Source organism: Croceitalea sp. MTPC5 (assembly GCF_036985505.1).
Classification (GTDB): domain Bacteria; phylum Bacteroidota; class Bacteroidia; order Flavobacteriales; family Flavobacteriaceae; genus Croceitalea.
This window is the reverse complement of record NZ_BTGQ01000005.1, coordinates 55,276-79,706: the sequence shown is the minus strand read 5'-3', so window position 1 is coordinate 79,706 and position 24,431 is coordinate 55,276. Positions and strand designations below refer to the sequence as shown.

Sequence of the window (24,431 nt, the reverse complement as noted above, 5' to 3'; positions counted from 1 at the left end):
TCGAATACTTTTAAATTGTATCTTTACATAAAGCCCTATAATTGCTATGGTTATGTCTTATCGCACCTTTATTGTTTTTGCTCTTTTTTTGGTATTTTCCTGTGGGGGTGATGATGACGCTCCACAACCCATAGAAGCAACCCAACTTACCGTTTCTTTTGCAAGTAGTTCAAGTTTTGATGTCGAGGGCGAAGAAGGTAATTTGCCCCAATTACTGCTTTCTGGAACCGTGGTCGACCCGACTACCGTTACCATCGGGGTACTTTTTAATGAATCGACCGCAACTGAAAATGAAGATTTCACCTTTGGGTCAGGGCAAGTTATAACCATACCACCGGGCACCTATCAAGGTAACTCTGCTACAATAGCCATAGCGGGTTTTTCTGTTCTAGATGATTTTGAGGAAGAAAATAGCGAAACGATACAACTGGAATTATCAAATCCCACAGGGGATGCGGTTCTTGGCGAAACCGACCAAACCACCTATACTATTTTAGATAATGATGGCCTCACCATATCCTTTTCACAGCAAACCGCTTCCGGTAGGGAGAGTGAAGGCAATAATCTGCCCGAAGTCATTGTATTGGGTAATGTAGATGCCGATTTATCCGTTGAAGTAAGGGTCGTTCAAAATGGCTCGGCGATACTCGGTACTGATTTCACACTTGATTCACCACAGACCCTTGTAATACCTGTAGGAAATTATAATTCTTCTGGGGAGAATACATTTTCAATCCCAGGCCTTGCCATTATTGATGATGACCAAGTAGAACCTGCTGAATTTTTTGAATTGGAACTTTCTGGTCCTGAAGATGATTTGGGAATCACCCAAACCAGATATGAGATTCAGGGATTAACCCCTTGTGAAGGGGGTACGGCTGGGCAATACCCGTGTAATGGATATGACCTGATAGGGCGAATCAGTGTCTCTGATTTTGATGCGGTTTCCGGCAATGATGTTTGGGGGTGGCGAGATCAGACTTCTGGACGTGAATTCGCCTTGGTCGGTTTAGATAATGGTACCGCGTTTGTTGAGGTAAGTGGTGATGAGCCCATTTATTTAGGTAAATTGCCTACTGCCACAGGCTCCAGTGTCTGGAGGGATGTAAAAGTATACCAAGACCATGCCTATGTCGTCTCAGAAGCTGCAGGTCATGGCATGCAGGTTTTTGATCTTAGAAGACTATTGACCGTTACCAATCCTCCCCAGACCTTTGCGACGACTACAACATATACTGAAATTGGAAACGCCCATAACGTCGTCATTAATGAGGCAAGCTCGTTCGCTTACCCAGTAGGTACGGCCAGAAATGATGCATTTAACGGTGGGGTGCATTTTGTTGATATTCAAAATCCGACTGCCCCGACCCCAGCAGGGGGCCATGGGGATAATGGTTATACCCATGATGCCCAAGTGGTCACCTACAACGGCCCTGACGCAGATTATGCGGGGCGAGAGATTTTCATTGGGGCCAATGAAGACCAAATCGCAATTGTCGATATTACGGATAAAAATAATCCTGTAGAGATCGCGACCTTGACCTATGGTAATTTAGGATATACCCATCAAGGTTGGTTTACTGAAGATCAACGATTTTTTCTTTTAGGGGATGAACTCGATGAGATAGACTTTGGGTTTAACTCAAGAACCCTTGTTTTTGACCTTCAAGACCTTGATAACCCGCAATTACACACGACCTATTTAGGTCCGACAGGGGCTATTGACCATAACGGTTATGTTTTGGGAGATGAGTTCTACCTTGCCAATTATACCGCAGGGGTTCGCGTATTGGATATTTCAGGTATTGCGGATAGAACAATTTCTGAAGTCGGATTTTTTGATACGTTTCCCGCTAACAATACAGCCAGTTTTGATGGGGTATGGAGTGTATATCCTTACCTGGAAAGCCAAAAAATTTTAGTAAACGACTCGAATAATGGTTTTTTCCTAATTAGGAAATCTGAATGATATTATTATGAAAAGGGGAATACTTCTTATCGGTTTGCTATTGGTCTTATGGTCTTGCACAAATGATGATGCTCCAAGTACCGATAGTGGTTCAGAAGACGGGCTTGAAGAATTTGGCAGCGTTGCCTGGATTCAAAATTTTGGGGGATCCGGTGATGACTCCCCAAGATCTATTGTCTCGACATTAGATGGGGGCTTTGCCGTTTTTGGCTTTACAAATAGTATTGACGGTGATTTGGCGCAAAAGTCATTGGCCGTAAATGATTATTGGCTCTTAAAATTTGATTCAGAAGGAAGCCTACAATGGAGCAAGACTTATGGCGGTAGTAAAGACGATCGCGGTCAACAAGTAATACAAACAAAAGACGGCGGTTACGCAATTACCGGGTATGCCATGAGTGACGATGGAGACGGAACCAAGAATGAAGGGTTTCATGACAATTGGATTTTAAAATTGGATGCGTCAGGAACTATTCTTTGGGAAAAAAGTTTTGGGTTCTCAGGTCACGACCACTCCTACGATATTATAGAAACCAGTGATGGGGGTTTCTTTTTTTCGGGATTTTTGGATGTGACTTCGTCAAATGGGGAAGGAAGTACTGAAAAATCAAGGACTACGGCACATGGAGTAGGTGAGTTTTGGGGAACACGATTAGATGCCGAGGGCAATCTTGTCTGGCGTAAGTATTTTGGCGGAACGAACAACGATCGTTCTTTTGGCGTAATTAACGCAAATGATGGCGGGTTTATCTTAACAGGAGCATCTGAAAGTGATGATTTTGATATCTCAAACCCAAAAGGCAGCTATGATTATTGGGTCGTGAAAGTAGACAAAAATGGCAATTTCGAGTGGGAACGTTCTTTTGGGGGCACTGGTATTGATCAATCACATGATGTTTCAAAAACTGCAGATGGCGCTTACGTTATTGTTGGAAATACATTTAGTACTGATGTTCAGGTCTCCAAAAATAATGGGGAATCCGATATTTGGTTAGTGAAATTCGATGAAAATGGAAACTTAATTTGGGAACGAAATTATGGGGGCCCTTTATTTGACTCCGCTCACGGTGTTAGCTTGGCCGCAGATGGTGGGTTTATTATTTCAGGAAATTCCAAGAGTTTTGGCGGTGACACTACGGCCAACTTTGGTGAAAATGACCTTTGGCTACTCAAAACAAATGCTACGGGCGATCTGGTCTGGCAGCAAACCTTCGGAGGCACGGGTTTGGACTTTGGGTACGACGCGATCCAAACTTCAGACGGTAGTGTATTATTTGTCGGCGACACTTCGAGCCAAGATTTTCCTGAAATTCAGCACAAAGGAGGTGTCGATTTGGTAATCGTAAAAGTGCAGTGACCCTAACCCTGTTCGCTGAAAATACCCCCAAATACCATTACTTCTTTCTGTTTAACGTTTGCATAGAGAAAGTTTATCAAAATATACGTTATAATAATGTTAGGAAATAGGATATAATACCTTCTAACACCTATATTTGTAAGCTATTTAGAATAAATCTTAGTAATCATGATAAAAGTATCTGAAACCGCGAAACAAAAAGTAGTGGCCTTAATGACCGAATCAGGCTTTAATGCTACTAAGGACTATGTTCGCGTCGGTGTAAAGAGTGGCGGATGCAGCGGGCTATCGTATGAATTGGATTTTGATAAAGAAGTCGGGGAAACGGACAAGATTTTTGAAGATAACGCCGTTCGAATTATCGTGGATAAAAAAAGCTTTTTATACTTGGTCGGTACGACCTTGGAATATTCTGGGGGCTTAAACGGAAAGGGATTTGTATTCAACAATCCCAATGCCCAGCGAACCTGTGGTTGTGGAGAGAGCTTTTCACTATGATCCTATATTTGAAAATGGTATAATTGACCAATTGGGACATTTATAAATCGGCACATTAAAGTAGAACATGGCATATACTGAAGAAGAATTAAAAAAAGAGCTCGAGACCAAAGAATACGAATACGGGTTCTATACGGATATTGAATCGGATACGTTTCCTAAAGGATTGAGTGCCGATATCGTTAGGGCAATTTCGAAAAAGAAAAACGAACCCGAATGGATGACGGAATGGCGCTTGGACGCTTTTCGTATTTGGGAGGATATGAAAGAACCTGAATGGGCCAATGTCAATTATGAAAAACCCGATTTTCAGGCAATCAGTTATTATTCCGCACCTAAAAAGGCAGACCCCAATAAATCTTTGGACGATGTCGATCCAGAGTTGTTGGAGATGTATAAAAAACTAGGTATTTCCGTCGACGAGCAAAAACGTTTGCAGAACGTGGCTGTAGATATTGTCGTTGACTCGGTATCCGTGGCAACTACGTTCAAGAAAACCCTTGCGGAAAAAGGGATTATTTTCATGCCTATCTCTGAGGCGATTCAAGAGCATCCTGAATTGGTCAAAAAGTATATGGGTACGGTTGTGCCCAAAACGGACAACTTTTATGCCGCCCTGAATTCGGCCGTTTTTACCGATGGTTCGTTTTGTTATATCCCAAAGGGAGTGAAGTGCCCAATGGAACTTTCTACGTACTTCAGAATTAATGAGGGAGGTACGGGTCAGTTTGAACGTACTTTGGTAATAGCGGATGAAAGTAGCTATGTCAGCTATTTAGAAGGTTGTACCGCACCATCGCGTGATGAAAACCAGTTACATGCCGCAGTGGTTGAATTGATAGCCCTTGATGATGCAGAAATCAAATATTCAACGGTGCAAAACTGGTTTCCTGGCGATAAAGAAGGCAAAGGGGGTGTTTATAATTTCGTGACCAAAAGGGGCTTGTGTGAAAAAAATTCAAAAATTTCATGGACCCAAGTAGAAACAGGTTCAGCAGTAACTTGGAAATACCCTTCTTGTATTTTAAAAGGAGACAACGCTGTCGGGGAATTCTATTCCATTGCAGTCACCAATAATTTTCAACAGGCCGATACAGGCACCAAAATGGTACACTTGGGCAAGAACACCAAGAGTACCATTATATCCAAAGGTATTTCAGCAGGTAAATCCCAAAACAGTTATAGAGGCTTGGTACAAGTGAGTAGTAGGGCGGAAAACGCTCGAAACTTCTCACAGTGCGATTCGCTTTTGATGGGTAATGAGTGTGGGGCTCATACCTTTCCGTATATAGAGGCGAAAAATAAATCCGCACAAATAGAACATGAGGCAACTACAAGTAAGATAGGCGAAGATCAAATTTTTTATTGTAACCAACGAGGCATTGACACCGAAAAGGCGATTGCATTGATCGTGAACGGTTTCAGTAAAGAAGTGTTGAACAAACTACCTATGGAATTTGCGGTTGAGGCACAAAAATTATTGGAAATAAGTTTAGAAGGTTCGGTAGGATAATCAGAAATATTAAAGGGAATAATCATACTACGAAACATTCCATTTTATACTAATTACAAAAGTAGCAGTGATGTTAGAAATTAAGGATTTACACGCGAGTGTTGAAGAAAAAGACATATTAAAGGGAATCAACCTCAATGTAAGTGCGGGCGAGGTACATGCTATTATGGGCCCAAATGGTTCTGGTAAAAGTACCTTGGCATCGGTGATAGCAGGCAAAGAGGAGTTTGATGTTGACAAGGGAAGTATTGCTCTGGAGGGTGAGGATTTGGAGGACTTGGCCCCAGAAGAACGTGCTCACAAAGGTATCTTTTTATCTTTTCAATACCCGGTTGAAATACCCGGTGTTTCCGTGACCAATTTCATGAAAACGGCCATTAATGAAAGTCGTAAGGCCAGGGGAATGGAAGATATGCCGGCAAATGAGATGTTGAAACTCATCCGTGAAAAGTCAGAGATGCTTGAAATCGATAGAAAATTCCTTTCCCGTTCGTTGAATGAAGGCTTTTCTGGTGGTGAGAAAAAACGAAATGAGATTTTTCAGATGGCGATGTTAGAACCCAAACTTGCCATTTTAGATGAAACGGATTCCGGTTTGGATATTGACGCACTTCGAATAGTTGCAAATGGGGTGAACAAACTTCGTAGCAAAGACAATGCGATTGTGGTCATTACGCACTACCAAAGGCTTTTAGAATACATTGTACCAGATTATGTACATGTCTTGTATGACGGTAAGATCGTAAAATCAGGAGGAAAAGAACTTGCCCTTGAGCTGGAAGAAAAAGGATACGATTGGATCAAACAAGAGGCGGTAGTCTAAGGGTTAGCTGTCATTCCCGCGAAGGCGGGAATCTGTTAATTTTTTTCATAAACTAAATAAAGTAGATTCCCGCCTTCGCGGGAATGACAATGGAAACGAATTATGGATTTAAAAGAAAAATTGATCTCCTCCTTTATGGCATTCGAGAATAATGTTGATGTAGAACATCCCGTCCATGATCTTCGAATGGAAGCTATAAAGAATTTTGAGGTAAAAGGTTTTCCTTCCAAAAAAGAGGAAGCTTGGAAGTATACATCATTGAAAAGCCTACAAAAGGTTGATTTCAGTATTTTTCCAAAGCAAGAAAATGCATTGGAATATAAAGATGTCAAACGGTACTTTCTTCACGAAATAGATAGCTACAAGATTGTTTTTATAGATGGTATTTACAGTTCTTTTCTTTCTGAGACTACCCACGATAGAGTAGATATTTGTTTGATGAGTTCGGCGCTTACCAAACCCATGTACAAACCGATTATTGATGTGTATTTCAATAAGGTGGCCTCTAAAGATGAATCACTTACCACCTTGAACACGGCTTTCAGCAAAGAGGGCGCATATATTTATATTCCGAAAAATAAGATGCCCAAAAAACCTGTTGAAATCGTCCATTTTGCAACAGGTAATGAAGCTTCTTTAATGTTACAGCCCCGTAACTTGGTCATAGTTGAAGAAAATGCTGAAGTACAGATTATAGAACGCCATCAAAGTTTAACGACGAATGCAGTATTGACCAATGCCGTCACAGAAATTTTTGCGGCCCAAAATGCCATTGTCGACTATTATAAAATTCAGAACGATAACAGCTCGGCCTCTTTGATAGACAATACCTATATCGACCAAAAAAGTAAGAGTAACGTTAATGTACATACTTTTTCTTTTGGTGGTAAACTGACCCGAAATAACTTGAATTTCTATCAAGATGGAGAGCATATGGACTCCACCATGAAAGGGGTTACCATACTTGGCGAAAAACAACATGTAGACCACCATACCCTAGTACACCACCAACAACCCAATTGTGAAAGCCATCAAGACTATAAAGGTATTTACGGTGAAAATGCCACCGGTGTTTTCAATGGTAAGATTATTGTGGATAAAATCGCGCAAAAAACGAATGCCTTTCAGCAGAACAATAATATTTTGATTAGTGATAAAGCAACAATCAACACCAAACCACAATTGGAAATTTTCGCTGATGATGTAAAATGTTCGCATGGGTGTACCATTGGGCAATTGGATGAAGAGGCCCTATTTTATTTACAATCTCGTGGTATACCCAAAAAAGAGGCCACAGCCTTATTGATGTATGCATTTTCGAACAATGTTTTAGATAGTGTTCGCATTCCTGAACTGAAGGTTAGGGTCAATAAGATTATTGCCCAGAAACTAGGGGTAAACCTTGGGTTTGATTTATAGCATATTTAAAGAGTATCGCATAATTAGAACAAGAAGACCTTTGTTCATCTTGCTTTTTTTCTTGTTTACGGCACTACATAGTAATGCACAAGAGAGTCGTTTCGGAATAAAAGCTGGGCCAAACTATTCTTCCATTGTCGGCGATTTGACCGAAGGTTTGAAATTCCGATTTTCAGGCCATTTAGGAGTCTTAGTTGAAATTGGCCTTTCGTATAAATTAAAATTTCAACCGGAATTGGTCTATTCTTCCCAAGGTTTTCAGTTCAGTACTGATTTAGCCTCAATTCAGGCAGATAGTCCCGTTGTTGGTGAGAATGACTTTAGAAATAATGTGCAATTGAACTATTTGACCGTTCCGCTTATCATGAAATTTGCACTTAATGAAAACCTGGATATTGAAGTAGGGCCCCAATTTGGGTTTTTGTTGAATCAGGTGAGTATTATCAAAAATCTAGATGAAATAGATGGAACCGACCTGGCACGCCGCACGACCATCTCTGGCGACTTTCAACTGGACTATGGTGCAGCCTTTGGCCTCGGGCTACGATTGAACGACCATTTTTCATTGGCCCCACGGGCTTATATTGGCCTCCGTAACCGATTGAATGGGTTAGGGGGTTTCGCCCAAAACTATAATGTCGCATTGCAGCTATCTGTAAATTATTCTTTTAGATAAACCTATCTAATCTAAAAACAACCATTATGACCAAAAAACTACTATCCGCATTTTTACTTTTTTCATTGACCCATGTTTTCGCGCAAGACCAAAAATGGAGCTTAGAGGCCAACTACACCATTATTCCTGGTGATGGTTTATTTGGAGAGGATGATTTTATAGACGTTGGCTTAAAATATAGATTCGTCAAATTAGGCCTGTTCCATCTAGGTTTCGGGGTAAATGGTGGTTTTTCGAGTGAAGACGTTGAGAATACGGGGTTTGATAGCCGTCGTGATAATACCTACTTGATTCAACCTCGTGTATTTTCAGAACTTGTTGTTCCTGGTTTTGAAAAACTACGTCCATCATTGGGTGTGGGCTATAGTTTTTTGAACACGGTCTCCTCTAGAACGATTAACGGAATGGAAAGCTCCGATGATTCTTGGGTACAAGGCTTTAATTTGAATTTTGGAATCTCTTACTATATCAGCAAACGCTTCTTTCTACAGGCGCAATATGATTTCATTGATTTGACCCTAGATGATGATGTTCCAAATGACATATTGCTGCCGGCCCAAATCAATGGCAATATCAATAACATAAGATTGGGGGTGGGCTTTCGTTTCTAAGAGGAATATTATAGAATCCCACACCCTTTGTTCGTTAACGTTACCGCTAAATGAATATGTATAAGGACACCTTGTTTATGCTGCAGTAACTATCTTTGTAAATCAATCGAATTGCTATGTTGGATGTTACCAAAATAAGGGCCGATTTTCCAATTCTAGACCGAGAGGTCAATGGAAAACCCTTGGTTTATTTAGATAATGCGGCTACGTCGCAGACCCCGAAACATGTGATTGATGTTATCGTGGATTACTATCAGCGGTTGAACGCCAACATACACCGTGGGGTGCATACCCTATCCCAAGAGGCCACTGATGCCTATGAACAGGCACGACTAAAGGTTCAAAAACATTTTAATATCGCAAAAACCCATGAAGTAATCCTGACCTCAGGTACAACCCATAGTATCAATTTGGTCGCAAATGGTTTTGGTGCGTTGCTTCAAAATGGAGATGAGTTATTGGTTTCGGCCATGGAACACCATTCCAATATTGTGCCTTGGCAAATGCTATGTGAACGCACAGGTGCGATGTTAAAAGTGATTCCCATGAATATAGATGGAGAGTTGGTCATGGAAGCTTTTGACCAATTGCTCTCTGAACGGACAAAACTGGTTTTTTGCAATCATGTTTCCAATGCTTTGGGTACCATAAATCCCATAAAAGAAATTATCGCAAAAGCCCATGAGGTTGGTGCGGCAGTTTTGGTTGATGGCGCACAGGCAGCACCGCATATTCAAGCGGACTTACAAGCTTTGGATGTTGATTTCTATACCATTTCCGCGCACAAGGTTTGTGGTCCTACGGGTGTGGGCATGTTATATGGAAAAGAAGCATGGTTGAAAAAACTTCCCCCTTACCAAGGTGGTGGTGAAATGATTGCCGAGGTGACCTTTGATAAAACGACCTATGCTGAACTACCCCATAAATTTGAGGCGGGCACTCCCAATATTTGTGGCGGTATTGCTTTTGGCGCGGCATTGGATTATATGCATCAAATTGGTTTTGATGCTATAGCTACCTATGAACATGGGCTTTTGGAATATGCGACACAAGAACTGCTCAAAATAGGGGGGCTTAAAATTTATGGGACGGCGGTAGAAAAAACGGCCGTAATTTCCTTTAATATCGAGGGCATACACCCTTACGATATCGGCACCATCTTAGACAAATTGGGTATCGCCGTGCGAACTGGGCATCATTGTGCGCAGCCTATCATGGATTTTTACCAAATTCCAGGTACGGTTCGGGCAAGCTTCAGTTTTTACAATACCAAAGAAGAGGTTGACGTATTGGTAGCTGGGGTAGCGCGTGCCAAGAACATGCTACTATAACACACCTTAACATTTTGCCAATCTTTTGATTAACAACCATCCTAATTGTATTTTTGTATAAAATTGAAACATGACCATTGAAGCCATACAAGACGAAATCATTGATGAATTTGCAATGTTCGATGATTGGATGCAGCGTTATGAATATATGATAGAATTGGGCAAGTCGTTACCTTTGATTGAAACACAGTACAAGACCGATGATAATATTATTAAGGGCTGTCAGAGCAGGGTATGGGTCCATGCTGAATTAAATAATGGCAAACTGGTTTTTACAGCTGATAGCGACGCCATCATTACTAAAGGGATCATTGCCATATTGATCCGGGCTTTCAGCAATCAGAGGCCGCAAGACATTATTGAGGCCGATACTGATTTTATTGATGAGATCGGCCTAAAAGAACATTTATCGCCCACTAGGGCAAACGGCTTGGTAAGCATGGTAAAACAATTGAAATTGTATGCTATTGCCTATCAAACACAATTGAATTGAAAATGAGCGAAGAAGTTACTATTGATACGGCAGAACTCGGTGATAAAATAGTTCGGGTACTGAAAACCATATACGACCCTGAGATTCCGGTTGATATTTATGAATTGGGCTTGATTTACGACGTTTTTGTCAATGAAGATAATGATGTTAAGATTTTGATGACCTTGACTTCACCTAATTGTCCCGTTGCCGAGACCTTACCTGTTGAAGTGGAGGAAAAAGTAAAATCATTGGATGCGGTAAAGGATGCAGAGGTTGAAATTACGTTTGACCCACCATGGACGCAAGAATTGATGAGCGAAGAAGCGAAGTTGGAGTTAGGGATGTTATAATCCAATTAAGCGAAGTTTCAATAGGATTATCTAATCGCCCACCTGCCAGTAAGCAGGTAGTCGAAGGGTTTTAAAATCTGATATCTTATGTCTGAAATCGTAAATAGGGTAGCACAAAGTAAACTGGTCACTTTTGATCTAGAAGATTTGTATCCTGACGGGAAAAGAGTCGTTCTTGATATCAAAGATTGGTTATATGAGGAAATCATTTTGCGTGAAAAGGAGTTTCGTGAAAAAGTAGATGCCCATGATTGGTCTCAATATCAAGATGGTTATGTCGCACTAACGTGTTCTTCAGATGCCATAATACCAGGGTGGGCCTTTATGTTGGTCACTTCCAGATTGAGTCCGTTCGCGAAAAAGGTCATTGTTGGAACTTTAGAACAATTGGAATCATCCATTTATCAATCCATTATAGACGAATTGGATGTTTCTGAGTTACAAGATAAACCCGTAATCATAAAGGGATGCTCAAACAAACCGGTACCACAAAACGCGTACCTCATGGCGATGGCCAAAATACAAACCGTGGCAAAAAGCGTTAGGTATGGTGAAGCCTGTTCTTCGGTACCCTTGTTCAAGAGAAAATAGGCATTTCTTTCGCAGCAATGTGACAATTCTTACTTTTGCGTTTCTAACACACTAAACATTATAGACATATGAAAAAGGTAATCTTAGTATTTGCTTTTTTGGTCATCGCCATGAACTTGACCGCACAGACCGAAGAAGAATTAAAGGCCACTTTGGCAAGTAAAAAAGACTCTATAGCAGCCATACAAGGTAGGGCCAATGCGCTTCAGGCACAACTAGATGCCTTACCGGGATGGAAAATCGGTGCTTTTGGTACCATAGGGGGTAGTCTCTCTGACTTTAACAATTGGTTCGCCCAAGGGGTGCCCAATAACTCATCGGGTAATATAGGGTTCAATTTTAATGCCTACGCCAATTTAAAACAAAAAAAGTTTTTTTGGAGAAACGCGCTTACCGTAAATTTAGCTTGGGTAAAAGTAGACAATAAAGACATTGATACCGACGAAGAAGGCTTTACCGGAACTACCGATGTGTTCAATCTTTCTTCATTATATGGTAGAAACCTAAGTGAAAAACTTGCCGTCTCGGGCCTACTGGAATACAGGACCACGATACTTGACAACTTCAACGATCCCGGATACCTAGATATCGGTGTAGGTTTCACCTGGATGCCGGTGACGGATTTGGTAGTAGTTATCCACCCGTTGAACTATAACTTTGTGTTTGCCGATAATGATTCCGTTTTTGAATCCTCTGCGGGTGCCAAGATCGTAGCTGATTACACGAGAAGAATAGGTGCTATCAACTTTAAGACCAACCTTTCGGTGTTTCAAAGTTATGAAGATAATGACCTGAGTAACTGGACATGGACCAATTCGTTCAGCTATACTTTATGGAAGGCCATTGGGGTGGGCTTTGATTTTGGACTAAGAAACAACAGGCAAGAAGCATTGAACTTTGCCTTGGCACAAGATCCACCTACTGCCACCAGTTTTGACGATTTAGATAATGAATTGCAGAGTTTTTGGACGATAGGCTTGAGCTACGCATTCTAAAAAACACGTAGAAAAATACGAATGAAAAAGCCCCGAGCAATAATGCTTGGGGCTTTTTGAGTTAGGTTATAAAGTTCAATGGGGTTTTGTATCGTAAAGAACAACCTTGGGGCTAGCTATTGATTACAGAACGAAAGTAAACCTACCAATTGACATTACTTAGTTTTTGATGTGAATCCCGTTTTTTTTGTGGAAAGTGAAAAAATTGATTTTTTCTGACAGAAAAACGGCTTAGTACTCATCTAAATGTTCTGGATAGAGAAAATTATTATAAGGGAAACGGGTAACATGAATATCGCGTACCTCATCATAGACCCGCTTTCTAAAATCATCTAAGTTCTCTTTGTTCAGCGCCGATATAAATAGCGCTCGATCACCAACTTTGCTGTACCAAGTTCGTTTCCAATCTTCCAAAGTGAAATGGATTTTCGTTTTTTCGGTAACGAGATCGTCCTCATCAATAACTTCTGGTTCGTATTGGTCGATTTTATTGAATACCATGATGGTTTTTTTATCGGCACTCTTGATTTCATCCAATATCTTATGAACCGAGTCTATATGTTCTTCAAAGTTAGGGTGCGAAATATCAACTACGTGTAACAATAAATCGGCCTCGCGTACTTCATCCAACGTACTTTTGAAACTTTCGACCAATTGTGTGGGTAGCTTTCTGATAAAACCTACGGTATCGCTGAGTAGAAACGGTAAATTGCCCAGAACGACCTTTCGTACTGTAGTATCCAAAGTGGCGAATAACTTATTCTCAGCGAAAACCTCACTCTTGCTTATAACGTTCATAAGGGTAGATTTGCCTACATTGGTATAGCCGACCAAAGCTACCCTAACCAGAGCACCACGGTTTCCCCGTTGGGTTTCCATTTGGCGATCTATCTTGCTCAGTTTCTTTTTGAGTAATGCAATCCGATCACGAACGATACGCCTATCCGTCTCAATTTCCGTTTCACCGGGGCCACGCATTCCGATACCCCCTTTTTGTCGTTCCAAGTGCGTCCAAAGTCCTGTCAATCTCGGAAGTAAATACTGATACTGTGCCAGTTCGACTTGGGTTCGGGCATAACTGGTTTGGGCACGTTGGGCAAAAATATCTAGGATCAAACTCGTGCGGTCAATAATCTTGCAACGTAAGATCTTTTCGATATTACGTTGTTGCGCAGGGGTAAGCTCATCATCAAAAATAGCCGCACCGATTTCATGGTCCTTGACATAGATGGCGACTTCCTCCATTTTTCCGCTTCCGATCAGTGTCTTCGGATTTGGAATTTCCATGCGTTGCACAAAGCGTTTCAATACTTCACCACCGGCAGTGTATGTGAGAAATTCCAATTCATCTAGATATTCATTGACGGTAGTTTCATTTTGTTTTGAATTGATGACACCTATCAGTATCGATTTTTCGTAATCAAAAGTTTTCTTTTCTAACATGGCATACCATAAAGTACAAAGCTACATAATGTTTGCAAGTCGTTTTTTGTATTTTACACTTATGTTTTTGTAATTAAAGGGATTTCAATGAAAAAAAAACTATTGGGTCTGACTAAGACAACATCAAAAGATGGTTTTAGGTATAGGGGTATTCAGACAACCCGACTTGAAAATTTGACGGATGCCGTTTTTGGTTTTTCGATTACCCTCTTGGTAATTTCATCACAGGTACCCACTACGTATATTGAACTTCAGGCCTCGATGTATAGTTTTATCGGATTTATATTTTGCACGATGCTCTTGCTGGGATTATGGAACAACCATAGCAACTTTTTTCTTTATTATGGCTTAAACGATAAAACGACCAAGATACTTAATGCCTTATTTTTATTCGTACTGTTATTCTACATCTATCCGTTAAAATATCTTTTTTCATTCATCGGTACCGCGATTTATGCAAGTATCAAACGAAGTATGGGTGATACCTCTGAGGCCCTTCGAACGGCCTATACCAATCTTAAGGTAGCGGAACTAAATGTCGATCAGTGGCAAGATTTGATGATTCGTTTTGGTTTAGGGCTATTCTTTATCTACTTGATTATCATTTTCATGCATGTCAATGCGATGAAAAAAGCGGAAGAATTGAACCTGAACGCGCGGGAAAAATATATTACCAGAACCTTTATTAACGAATATTTCATTTTAATGTCAATCGCGGTAATCGCTATTTTGATCGTCGTCATTTTTGGTGGCAAAGCCGCAGGATATTCGGGAATGACCTATTTGTTGACAGCTATCGTCGTACCCCTTTACAATGGATTTAGAAGAAAAAGAATGAAGGGCTTGAACTTTGATTGAGCTAATTGGTTTGAATTATAAATGGTATAATGGATAAAGAAAATTCTGGAAAATCAAGACGTTCAAAAGAATATACAATAGCTTTTTACAATCTTGAAAATTACTTTGATACGACAAATGATGCCTATGTTTTAGATGACGATTTCACACCAAAAGGATTTAAAAAATGGGACGAAAAAAGGTTTATTTGGAAAACACGCAAGTTGGCCAAGGCCATAAGTAAAATTGGTTTAGACGATTCCCAGTTGCCTCCGGTGCTCATAGGTATAGCAGAAGTAGAAAATGCTCGAGTGATCCAAAGATTACTACAGTCTGAAAAACTCAAGGCTATTGATTATGGGTACGTACATTTTGATTCCCCTGACGAACGTGGTATTGATACGGCCCTGATTTATAATAAAGACTATTTTCATGTTCTTGATGCTGAAACCATTCCACTATTGATTGAAAACACCAATGGCGATCGTGATTTGACACGTGATATTCTTTATGTAAAAGGAGAATTGAATAACGAGGTCTTTCATGTTTTTGTGAATCATTGGCCATCTAGAAGGGACGGTGCCGAGTTAACTGCCTATAAACGTGTAGCGGCGGCAAATACGATTTTGCGAAAAATAAACCTTTTACCACAAGACGGTAAAGATGCCAATATCGTTATCATGGGCGATTTTAACGATGACCCTAATTCTGAGAGCATTCAAACATTGATGGACTCTGGTTTATTTATAAACCCTATGCAGGCACTGCTTACCCCGAATAGCGGAAGTGCAAACTATAAGGGCGAATGGAGCTTGTTCGACCAAGTCATTGTATCACATAGTTTCTTGAACTACGAGGTAGGCACGCATAGTTTTAAGAAAGCAAAGGTTTTTGCACCGAGGTTCTTAAAAGAGTGGAAGGGTAAGTATAAAGGAAATCCATATAGGACCTATGCGGGAAAAAAATATCTCGGGGGGTACAGCGACCATTTTCCCGTTTATATCGTTCTTAATTTCAATTCTTAAAAAGAAAGTAAAATCTTACACAACATAAAAATACACTTTCACCACAGTTCAACAGAACAAATCATGTAATTCGTCGAATTAAAGGTGATTTTTACCGAAGTAATTTGCGTTTAAAAATATATTTGTAGTCCAAATCTTACTTATAAATTATTATGGACTTCAAAAAACCTACTTGGGGAACAGGATTTTTTCCATCTACCGTCATCACCTTCTTTATCACTATTTCGATGTTGGCACAAACTAAAAATCAAGCATTTGCCATACAAAATTCAAATCGCACTAAAGCACTTGAAGGTGTGATTGCCAATTTCAAAAAAGAGGAAAGCGTCACGCAATCAAAAATTTTGGCAATGACGAAGGCAGCACCTTTTAAGCTTTCCGAAAAGCAATTGGATGGTACCTTAGTTGCCTTGAACACTATCGGTACTGACGGCACCCCGATTTTTTATACTACCTATACAACGGCAAATACCAATGTTTCCCGTTCGAAAGCATTTTACAGTGGCGGTGTATTGAACACCCAGGTAACTGGTTTCGGAATGCAGGTCGGTATTTGGGATGCAGGCACCGCTTTACCGACCCATCAAGAATTCGGGAATCGGGTAGTAAGTGGCGATGCCAGTGAAGATATTGATTCACACACCACTATGGTTACCGGGGCTATAGTCTCTTCAGGAATAAATGCAAAAGCAAAAGGAGTCGCTTTTGAGGCACGGGCACTGACCCATAACTGGGCGAGGGACAGAATCGAAGTGGCAGAAGCAGCTGCCGAAGGCCTTTTGGTATCAAACCATTCGTATGGTATTAAGACAGACCGTGTACCTGATTGGTATTTTGGTAGTTATATCAAGGTTTCCCAAGATTGGGACAAAATAATGTACAATGCCCCCTATTATTTAATGGTTAGTGCCGCTGGTAATGCGCAAAGATCGCGAGATAATGGGCTTCCTAATTTTGGTAAGACGGCAGATGGGTATGACTTGCTTTTAGGTTTTGCCACCTCCAAAAACGGTTTGGTCATTGCAGGGGCCGATACCAAGATAAACTCAAAAGGGGAACTAAAAAACGCTGAGGCCTCTTCGTACAGTAGTTTTGGCCCTATAGACGATGGGCGAATAAAACCAGATTTAGCAGGTGACGGGTCACTTATATTTTCGACTGGATCGGCAAATGAGAAAAGCTATAAAAGTGCCATGGGTACCTCAATGGCGGCCCCAGGGGTAACAGGTTCACTTTTATTATTACAACAATACCATGAAGAATTGTACGGATCTTTTATGAAGGCGGCTACCTTGAAAGGTTTGGTATTGCACACTGCTGATGATGTTCAAGAAGCAGGACCCGACTATAAGATGGGTTGGGGGGTCATCAATACCCAAAGAGCAGGTGAGGCATTGAAACACAGGGATTTTAGCTCCAAAATAGTTGAAAACACACTTAAAGAAGGGGAGGTCTATGAAATGAAGGTCACCGCAAGCGGAAAAGCACCTTTACAAGTCTCTATATCATGGACTGACGTAGAAGGGAGTTACACTAACCGTGGGGAATTAAATGCAACTACCCCGGCTTTGGTCAATGATCTTGACATTCGAATTACTAAAGATGATGAAACCCATTTTCCATGGAAGTTGGATGCTTCACAAGCCAATGCCCCTGCGAAAAAAGGAGATAATAGTGTAGATCCTTTTGAACGTGTGGATATCGACGATGCGGTCGGAACATATACGGTTACTATCTCACATAAGGGAAGCTTGTTCAATGAAAACCAAGATTTCTCTTTGATAATTACAGGGGCCGAACTCACCCAATGCACGCTGGTAGCCCCAGAAGAATTACGTATTGAAAACGCGATGGAAATGGGTTGTACCATTGGCTGGCCTATGAACGAAGAGACCTTATATGAATTTGAGTATAAAGTAGCCGGAGCTAACGATTGGATCAGCCAAACAACTTGGGATAACACGGTGAAACTTGATTTTTTGGAAATAGGAAAGCGATATCAAGCACGGGTAAGGGTAGTATGCACCGAAAATCTGGCTTCTGAATATTCAGAAGAACTACAATTTGAATTCGATGGAGAGAATACTGAAGTACTCACAATGGATAGTTTTAGTTATACGGATGATTTAGCTATCAGTTTATACCCAAACCCAGCAGTTAACGAGATAGCCATTGAAGCAGAATTGTCTATGGACGCTGTTTATACGATCAGAAATACAGCTGGAATAACAATCAAAAAGGGAAGTGCCAATGAAGCGCAGATCAATGTGTCGACACTGGCATCGGGAATGTATTTTTTGACCGTTGAAGATTACGGCGGTATTAAGAGTGCTAAATTTTTTAAGAACTAAATATCCTGCACGATAAATATTGCATTGGTATTGAGATCGTAAAATCCAAATTCATGGGTTTTCCACGGGGTGTTAAGCTGTAACTTTTCTTGGGTCACCGTTCCGCGTTTTAAAAACTCTTCGAATATCGGGTGTATGTCTTTTACAAAGAGCTTTATCACAGAACCAGCCAATAAAGGGTCTTCTTTAGTATCGGCATGCCATTGCAAATGAATATTTAGGCCTTCTCGTTCAAGACCGGCATACATCATATCACCAAAAACGGCTTGAAAACCGGTATATTTTTCATGCCAGCTAATATCCCGTTTGATATCCTGGGATGGAAGAACGGGTATTGTCTTGAGAAAATTCGAATTTTGGCTCATACATTTTTGATTGCTTCCCTTGATAACAAATCTTCTCCACGTAATCTTAAAAATACCTGTGCCGTGGTCACAACGTCCAATTCACAATAGGTGACAATTCTATCCAAATCATTTTCTTTATAAAACACATCACGAACCATGCTTCCATCCATATCATCTTTTGGTGAAGGTATGCCCAAGACATTGGCCATCAATTTCAAAGAGGTATAATGCTTATAATCGCCAAACTTCCAGAGTTCCATGGTATCCAAGTGTGGAATTTCCCATGGCTTTTTACCAAATAAGTCTAATTTGTAGGGTAATTTGATGCCATTGATCAACATTCTGCGCGCGATATAAGGGAAATCAAATTCCTTCGCATTGTGTCCACAGAGTAAATGCTTGGCTTGATTAAAATGCTCTTGTAATAAATTTTTAAAGTCTTTTAAAAGTTGAACTTCCTGCCCATAAAAAGAGGTGACCCTGAAATTTTTTGAACTTCCTTTTTCGATGAAATAACCTACCGAAATACAAATGATCTTTCCAAATTCAGCCCAAATACCAGCCCTGTCGTAGTATTCTTCTGGGGTAAATTCGTCTTTTCGTTGGTATTTTGACTTTTGTTCCCATAACAATCTTTGTTCCTCAGAAAGTGCTGAAAAATCCGGTTTCTCCGGCACGGTCTCAATATCCAAGAACAGAATATTCTTTATGTCCAATTTGTAAAGCATATAGTAAAATACTAAAATGCATTGAACTAGAGGATTTTGCACAAATTAAATTGTATCTTGAAGTCGTATTGCTATGCTATGAAATTGAAAAATACCTTATGGGTCTTTATGACCCTTTACGTTGTTGCCTGTTCTGACGACAACAATCCAATAGAAGAAGTTGAAGAACCAACGGCGGCCAGCTTTCAAGTTATCGGGGAAGATGTAAACGCCGTTTACCAATATGATTATGATGGGGCCACGACTTCTGGGGAAGTATTCAACTTAACAGAAGAACTAGGGGTATTGCCTAGTTATTTGACCTTAAGGCAAGTTGATGATTTTGTATCATTTTACTCTTTTTCACAAGGTGCTTTTTCCTTGGCACAGAAAAACCTTAATACTGGTGCGACCACTAATTTTCAAGACTTTTATGTAAATGGACCTGAGCGTTCCTTAGTATGGGGTACCAATACTTTGAGCAATGTGTTTTTTGGCTATTTTAGTCCTTCTGATGATCGTATACTAGCTATTCAAGATGTAACGCTTGCCGACGATTCAAGTCAAGACCTGACCATTGATTTCAGTGTCAACCTCTTATTTCAGCCTATTCTTTTTGAGAATAAGGTTTATATCACCTATTTGGATAATCAGGGTAATTATAAACTCACGTTATACGATACGGTAACAAAGACCTTAGGTACTATAGTTAATTTCAATGATACTCCAATCAGTATATTGATTGAAGATTCGGGCGATTTAGCCGTAATCAAAAATGGGGTCAATGCTACACTTGAGATTTATGATGCAGACACGTTGGCTTTTATCAGTGCCTCGAATCTTTCTTTTAATACCGGATTTTCACCTGGACCAATTGAAGGTGCGGTGCTCTCAGACAATAAATTGTTCTATGCCCTCCCTTTTGTACAACCTGCATTGTTTGCAGCAGGACCTGCAATATTTGATTTAGATACCCAAGAGAACTTTGTTGTGGACTTTGTGGGTATTGCCGATCAGTTGGAAAAGGAGACTGGCCTCACGATTACCTTGACCAATCAGGTCTTTAGTAGTACACAGAATATGTTTTTCGTGGGTTATGCAATATCGGATGGCCTTGGGGGAGGTGGGGTAATGCAAATATCAACGGCCGGTACCCTCGTTGACAATGTAATTTTACCGTTTATTCCAACGGATTTCATTAAAGACTAGAAAAGCGTTTGTTGTTTTACAGGACTTTCGTGCGCCAACAACCATTTTTTACGGTGTAGACCACCGGCGTATCCTACCAAATCACCATTACTGCCAATGACCCGATGGCACGGCACAATGATCCAAAGCGGATTTTTGCCATTTGCTGCAGCGACCGCTCGAATCGCCTTTACATCACCTAATTTCTTGGAGAGTTCTAGATACGAAACCGTTTTTCCATAGGGTATCCCTAAAAGGGCCTTCCAGACTTTTTGTTGAAAATCGGTACCTTGCGGATTTAGCTTCAAGTCAAATTTTCTACGTTTTCCCTCAAAATATTCGGTAAACTGATAAACCGCGTCTTCCAAGGCCTCTGGAATGATATCGATGGGTTTTTCTTCATCGAAGACCGTAACTGAGGCCAATCCGTTCATATCGCCTTGAAATTCGGCATATCCGATGGGTGTTTTTAGGTAGGCGGTTTCCATCATTCCACTTCATTTGAACCTTCGATGAGGCCGAGACGCTTGGCGCGTGCCTCCCAGTTTTTACGTGCCAAGACCTGAAGGTCTTCAACGTTATCACTTTCATCCATAATTTCAAGACCAAGCAAGGTCTCAATAACATCCTCCATGGTTACCAGCCCACTTACCGAACCATATTCATCTACTACCAAAGTGACATGTTCATTCTTTTCCACGAATTTTTCCAGCAATTCTGGAATGGGTTTGATCCTATTGGTGACCAAAATTTCACGCCTGATCGAACCCAGGGTATCCGTTCCTTTTTTATTAATGATGGCTTCCAACATTTCGTCTTTTAGAACAAAACCGGTGATATTATCGGCCCGCTCTTGAAAAACAGGAATCCTTGAGAATCTCAGGGGCCTATTGGCCTCAAAGAAATCTTTGATCAAGGTGTCCTCTGAAGCGATTTTCATCACGGTTCGTGGGGTCATGATATCCTTCGCCTGAATTTCGTCAAAAGACAGCAGGTTGCGAATCACTTTCGATTCCGATTCTTGAAAAACACCTTCCTCTTCGGCAATATCGGTCATGGCCGTGAAATCCTCACGGCTCAACACACTACCATGTCCTCCTTTTTTCCCGATTAATTTCGTGAACAATTGTAATATCCAAAGCAAGCCCGTCCATTTCATGAAAAAGACCATGGCATTCAAAGCTTTTGCCGTAAAATTGGCCAATTGCTTCCAGTAGGTCGCACCAATTGTCTTAGGGATAATTTCAGATGCGACCAAGATAAGTATGGTCATAATGGTTGAGACTACCCCTACCATCAAATCTTCGGTAAACGTAATGCCAAAAAGACTACGTTGTGTGCTTCCGTAGAGTTCAGTGTAGGCAACTTTGGCCTGTACACCTACTAAAATGGCCCCAACGGTATGCGCAATGGTATTTAAGGTAAGAATGGCAATCAGTGGTTTGTCGACATCTTTTTTCAGGGTTTCCAATTCGTTGGCATAAGATTTCCCTTCTTGCTTTTTGACATTCACGAAGGTCGGGGTGATGCTGAGCAATACCGCTTCGAGTATGGAACACAAAAAAGAGAAAAAAATTGAAATGATCGCGTAAAATATAAGGAGGCCCATAATTGGTTGCTAGGTGGTACTAAGGTAAGCAATAGCAGCAAAACTAGTAAAAGATTTTATTTCAAAGCGGTGTAAAAGATATCTTGAAGTTCTTGTCGTATACGCAGGTCGTATAGGTTACGATGACTTCTATCTGGGTATACCCTATTGGACAGAAATATGAATACCAATTGGTTTTCTGGGTCGGCCCAGACAAAAGTGCCCGTAAAACCGGCATGTCCAAAGCTTTTGGTACTCGCTTGTGGTGAAGGGTATGCTTTAGGCATCGTTAGGGTATCATTACCCAATAACGGTTTATCAAAGCCAAGCCCCCTACGATTGTCATTTTCTGGATATTGTATTTTGGTAAATTCTCGAACCGTAGCTTCTGACAAGAGGCGTTTCCCATCTAAAACACCAAAATTTTGGTACAATAATAGCATTTTGACCAAATCGTCAGCATTACCGAAAAGCCCAGCATTACCCGAAACACCCCCTAGTAAGGCGGCATTTTCATCATGTACAAAGCCCTTCACCAATGCTTTACGCCAAAACGTATCTTTCTCCGTAGGAACTATGGAATTGGGATAATTCTTTTTTGCTGGATTGAACTTTAGCGTCGTACACCCCAAGGGCTTGTAAAAATTGGTTTCAAGATACTGCTCATACGGCTGTCCCGTCAACTGTTCAATAAGTTTTGGAAAAATGAGAAAGGTCAGTCCCGAATAGTTGTACACCTTATCTTGTGATACGTTGGACCTATTGATAATCCGGTACATTTTGCGTTCGAACCTGGTATTGACATATTGGCCATTAAAAGCCTGTCTTGAAAATGTAGTGGTCTTCTCAGATTGTATAAATCGATTTTTTGGAACACCCTTTTTTGTAGCCTTGTTCAAGAAAACAATATAGGGCACCAACCCGGCTTGGTGCGCCAAAATTTCCCGTAGGGTAAGGTTTTTTTTGTCCTTTCGTCTCTTCCACGGCTTCCAATACCTACTAAAAGGGACATCCAGATTCAATTTCCCCTCATCCACCAATTTCATTAAGGGCGGTAACGGACCCAGAATTTTGGTGACCGAAGCCAGATCATAACTATCGGTAAGACCTACCGCTTGAATGCTATCATAAGTGTGAAATCCGTAAGTTTTATGAAAGACCACCTCATTTTTATGGGCTACAAGAATTTGGCCGCCGGGGAACGCTTGCTGTTGAATGGCATAGGTCATAAGCGAATCAACCTTGGTCGCAACCAATGCACCTAAAGGGTTTTCTTGTGCCTTGACAGCCAATAAAAAACCAAATAGTATAAAATATAAAGACTTGATTTTCAAATCATTGAAATTTATCCCATGAGTTTGACCGCATCTTTAGCAAAGTAACTCGCAATAATAGTGGCACCTGCTCGCTTGATTGCAATCAATTGTTCCATCATTACAGAATCATGGTCCAACCATCCTTTTTCAGCCGCTGCTTTTACCATGGCATACTCTCCGGAAACCTGATAAACGGCAACAGGCACGTCTACTTCGTTGCGTATTTCGCGAACAATATCCAAATAACATAAACCAGGTTTTACCATAACGATATCCGCACCTTCGTCAACGTCCATTTGGGTCTCTCGAATGGCCTCAAATCGGTTGGCCGAATCCATTTGATAGGTTTTTTTGTCTTTCGGCACATTTTTGATATCCACAGGAGCGGAATCCAAGGCATCCCTAAAAGGCCCATAAAAAGCACTGGCATATTTGGCGCTATAACTCATAATACCGGTATTGCTATAACCCTCATCTTCCAATGCCTCACGAATGGTTACGATACGCCCGTCCATCATATCACTTGGGGCGACAAAATCAGCACCCGCCTGGGCGTGTGAAACACTCATTTCGGCCAAGACCTCAGAGGTCTCATCATTTAAAATCTGACCATCTGCTACAATACCATCATGCCCGTATGATGAAAAAGGATCTAGGGCAACATCGGTCATGACCAACATATCAGGGCAGGCATTTTTTACGGTCTTGATGGCACGTTGCATTAATCCTTGGTCATTCAGGGCTTCGGTACCTTTGTTGTCTTTTAGATTATCGTCAACTTTCACAAAAAGCAGCACGGCACAAAGGCCTAAATCCCATAATTCTTTCACTTCTTGTTCAAGATGATCCAAGCTCAACCTGAAATAATTTGGCATTGATGCAATTTCTTCTTTAACTCCCTTTCCCCCAACTACGAATAAGGGGACTAAAAAATCGCTTGGGGTAACTATCGTTTCGCGCACCAAGTGCCTGATGGCCTCATTCTGCCTTAATCTTCTGTTACGGATCAATGGGTACATAT

The 24,431-nt window shown here is 40.8% G+C and carries 24 protein-coding genes; 17 read left to right on the top strand and 7 right to left on the bottom strand.

Features of this window, described 5'->3' with window-relative positions:
- Positions 1 to 52: 52 nt before the first annotated feature.
- The 13 genes from AACM45_RS15610 to AACM45_RS15550 all read left to right on the top strand — a co-directional run bounded on the left by AACM45_RS15610 (position 53) and on the right by AACM45_RS15550 (position 12,608).
- Entirely contained in the window at positions 53 to 1,969 is a 1,917-nt protein-coding gene (locus AACM45_RS15610) for a choice-of-anchor B family protein (RefSeq protein WP_339143890.1), read from the top strand.
- Positions 1,970 to 1,976: 7 nt separating this feature from the next.
- Entirely contained in the window at positions 1,977 to 3,326 is a 1,350-nt protein-coding gene (locus tag AACM45_RS15605; RefSeq protein WP_339143889.1) for a hypothetical protein, read from the top strand.
- A 168-nt stretch (positions 3,327 to 3,494) separates the two neighbouring features.
- Entirely contained in the window at positions 3,495 to 3,824 is a 330-nt protein-coding gene (locus tag AACM45_RS15600; protein ID WP_339143888.1) for a HesB/IscA family protein, read from the top strand.
- A gap of 67 nt (positions 3,825 to 3,891) precedes the next feature.
- The gene (gene sufB, locus AACM45_RS15595; RefSeq protein WP_339143887.1) at positions 3,892 to 5,337 is read left to right on the top strand and encodes a Fe-S cluster assembly protein SufB; all 1,446 of its coding nucleotides are present in this window, start codon (positions 3,892 to 3,894) and stop codon (positions 5,335 to 5,337) included.
- 70 nt (positions 5,338 to 5,407) lie between these two features.
- Entirely contained in the window at positions 5,408 to 6,160 is a 753-nt protein-coding gene (gene sufC / locus AACM45_RS15590) for a Fe-S cluster assembly ATPase SufC (protein WP_339143885.1), read from the top strand.
- A gap of 102 nt (positions 6,161 to 6,262) precedes the next feature.
- Entirely contained in the window at positions 6,263 to 7,579 is a 1,317-nt protein-coding gene (sufD, locus tag AACM45_RS15585) for a Fe-S cluster assembly protein SufD (protein WP_339143884.1), read from the top strand.
- Positions 7,569 to 8,255, top strand: a complete 687-nt coding sequence (locus AACM45_RS15580) for a porin family protein (protein WP_339143883.1) — start codon at positions 7,569 to 7,571, stop codon at positions 8,253 to 8,255. Before sufD ends, AACM45_RS15580 begins: the two co-directional genes overlap by 11 nt.
- A gap of 26 nt (positions 8,256 to 8,281) precedes the next feature.
- Positions 8,282 to 8,866: an outer membrane protein gene (locus AACM45_RS15575; protein ID WP_339143882.1), complete on the top strand. Its 585-nt coding sequence runs from the start codon at positions 8,282 to 8,284 to the stop codon at positions 8,864 to 8,866.
- A gap of 116 nt (positions 8,867 to 8,982) precedes the next feature.
- On the top strand, positions 8,983 to 10,197 hold the full coding sequence (locus tag AACM45_RS15570; protein ID WP_339143881.1) for an aminotransferase class V-fold PLP-dependent enzyme: 1,215 nt from the start codon (positions 8,983 to 8,985) through the stop codon (positions 10,195 to 10,197).
- Between the two features lie 70 nt (positions 10,198 to 10,267).
- A complete protein-coding gene (locus AACM45_RS15565; protein WP_339143880.1) occupies positions 10,268 to 10,690 on the top strand; it encodes a SufE family protein in 423 nt (140 codons plus the stop codon).
- 2 nt (positions 10,691 to 10,692) lie between these two features.
- Positions 10,693 to 11,022: an SUF system Fe-S cluster assembly protein gene (locus AACM45_RS15560; protein WP_339143879.1), complete on the top strand. Its 330-nt coding sequence runs from the start codon at positions 10,693 to 10,695 to the stop codon at positions 11,020 to 11,022.
- Positions 11,023 to 11,109: 87 nt separating this feature from the next.
- Complete coding sequence (locus tag AACM45_RS15555; RefSeq protein WP_339143877.1) at positions 11,110 to 11,613, top strand: DUF2480 family protein; 504 nt, start codon at positions 11,110 to 11,112, stop codon at positions 11,611 to 11,613.
- Positions 11,614 to 11,681: 68 nt separating this feature from the next.
- Positions 11,682 to 12,608 (top strand): DUF3078 domain-containing protein, encoded by a 927-nt coding sequence (locus AACM45_RS15550; RefSeq protein WP_339143875.1) that lies wholly within the window; start codon positions 11,682 to 11,684, stop codon positions 12,606 to 12,608.
- A 231-nt stretch (positions 12,609 to 12,839) separates the two neighbouring features.
- Here the strand turns inward: AACM45_RS15550 and hflX are convergent, their stop codons facing one another.
- Entirely contained in the window at positions 12,840 to 14,051 is a 1,212-nt protein-coding gene (gene hflX / locus AACM45_RS15545) for a GTPase HflX (protein ID WP_339143873.1), read from the bottom strand.
- Between the two features lie 87 nt (positions 14,052 to 14,138).
- Here hflX and AACM45_RS15540 point away from each other — a divergent pair, with 87 nt between their 5' ends.
- From AACM45_RS15540 to AACM45_RS15530, 3 genes are all read left to right on the top strand, one after another.
- Positions 14,139 to 14,909: a TMEM175 family protein gene (locus AACM45_RS15540; RefSeq protein ID WP_339143871.1), complete on the top strand. Its 771-nt coding sequence runs from the start codon at positions 14,139 to 14,141 to the stop codon at positions 14,907 to 14,909.
- Between the two features lie 29 nt (positions 14,910 to 14,938).
- Entirely contained in the window at positions 14,939 to 15,913 is a 975-nt protein-coding gene (locus AACM45_RS15535) for an endonuclease/exonuclease/phosphatase family protein (protein WP_339143869.1), read from the top strand.
- Between the two features lie 152 nt (positions 15,914 to 16,065).
- Positions 16,066 to 18,264 (top strand): S8 family serine peptidase, encoded by a 2,199-nt coding sequence (locus tag AACM45_RS15530; RefSeq protein WP_339143868.1) that lies wholly within the window; start codon positions 16,066 to 16,068, stop codon positions 18,262 to 18,264.
- Here the strand turns inward: AACM45_RS15530 and AACM45_RS15525 are convergent.
- A complete protein-coding gene (locus tag AACM45_RS15525; RefSeq protein ID WP_339143867.1) occupies positions 18,261 to 18,629 on the bottom strand; it encodes a glyoxalase/bleomycin resistance/extradiol dioxygenase family protein in 369 nt (122 codons plus the stop codon). The two genes, AACM45_RS15530 and AACM45_RS15525, sit on opposite strands and share 4 nt — an antisense overlap.
- Complete coding sequence (locus tag AACM45_RS15520; RefSeq protein WP_339143866.1) at positions 18,626 to 19,339, bottom strand: 3'-5' exonuclease; 714 nt, start codon at positions 19,337 to 19,339, stop codon at positions 18,626 to 18,628. The genes AACM45_RS15525 and AACM45_RS15520 overlap by 4 nt, the downstream gene beginning before the upstream one ends.
- A gap of 78 nt (positions 19,340 to 19,417) precedes the next feature.
- Here AACM45_RS15520 and AACM45_RS15515 point away from each other — a divergent pair, with 78 nt between their 5' ends.
- Entirely contained in the window at positions 19,418 to 20,527 is a 1,110-nt protein-coding gene (locus AACM45_RS15515; protein ID WP_339143864.1) for a hypothetical protein, read from the top strand.
- Here AACM45_RS15515 and AACM45_RS15510 read toward each other — a convergent pair.
- Genes AACM45_RS15510 through hemB form a run of 4 tightly spaced genes read right to left on the bottom strand, consistent with a single transcriptional unit; the run spans position 20,524 to position 24,429 of the window.
- On the bottom strand, positions 20,524 to 20,994 hold the full coding sequence (locus AACM45_RS15510) for a methylated-DNA--[protein]-cysteine S-methyltransferase (protein WP_339144194.1): 471 nt from the start codon (positions 20,992 to 20,994) through the stop codon (positions 20,524 to 20,526). The genes AACM45_RS15515 and AACM45_RS15510 overlap by 4 nt on opposite strands.
- Positions 20,994 to 22,115, bottom strand: a complete 1,122-nt coding sequence (locus tag AACM45_RS15505; RefSeq protein ID WP_339143862.1) for a hemolysin family protein — start codon at positions 22,113 to 22,115, stop codon at positions 20,994 to 20,996. Before AACM45_RS15505 ends, AACM45_RS15510 begins: the two co-directional genes overlap by 1 nt.
- Positions 22,116 to 22,171: 56 nt before the next feature.
- Positions 22,172 to 23,428, bottom strand: a complete 1,257-nt coding sequence (locus AACM45_RS15500) for a serine hydrolase domain-containing protein (protein WP_339143860.1) — start codon at positions 23,426 to 23,428, stop codon at positions 22,172 to 22,174.
- A gap of 11 nt (positions 23,429 to 23,439) precedes the next feature.
- Positions 23,440 to 24,429, bottom strand: a complete 990-nt coding sequence (hemB, locus tag AACM45_RS15495; protein WP_339143859.1) for a porphobilinogen synthase — start codon at positions 24,427 to 24,429, stop codon at positions 23,440 to 23,442.
- Positions 24,430 to 24,431: the final 2 nt, after the last annotated feature.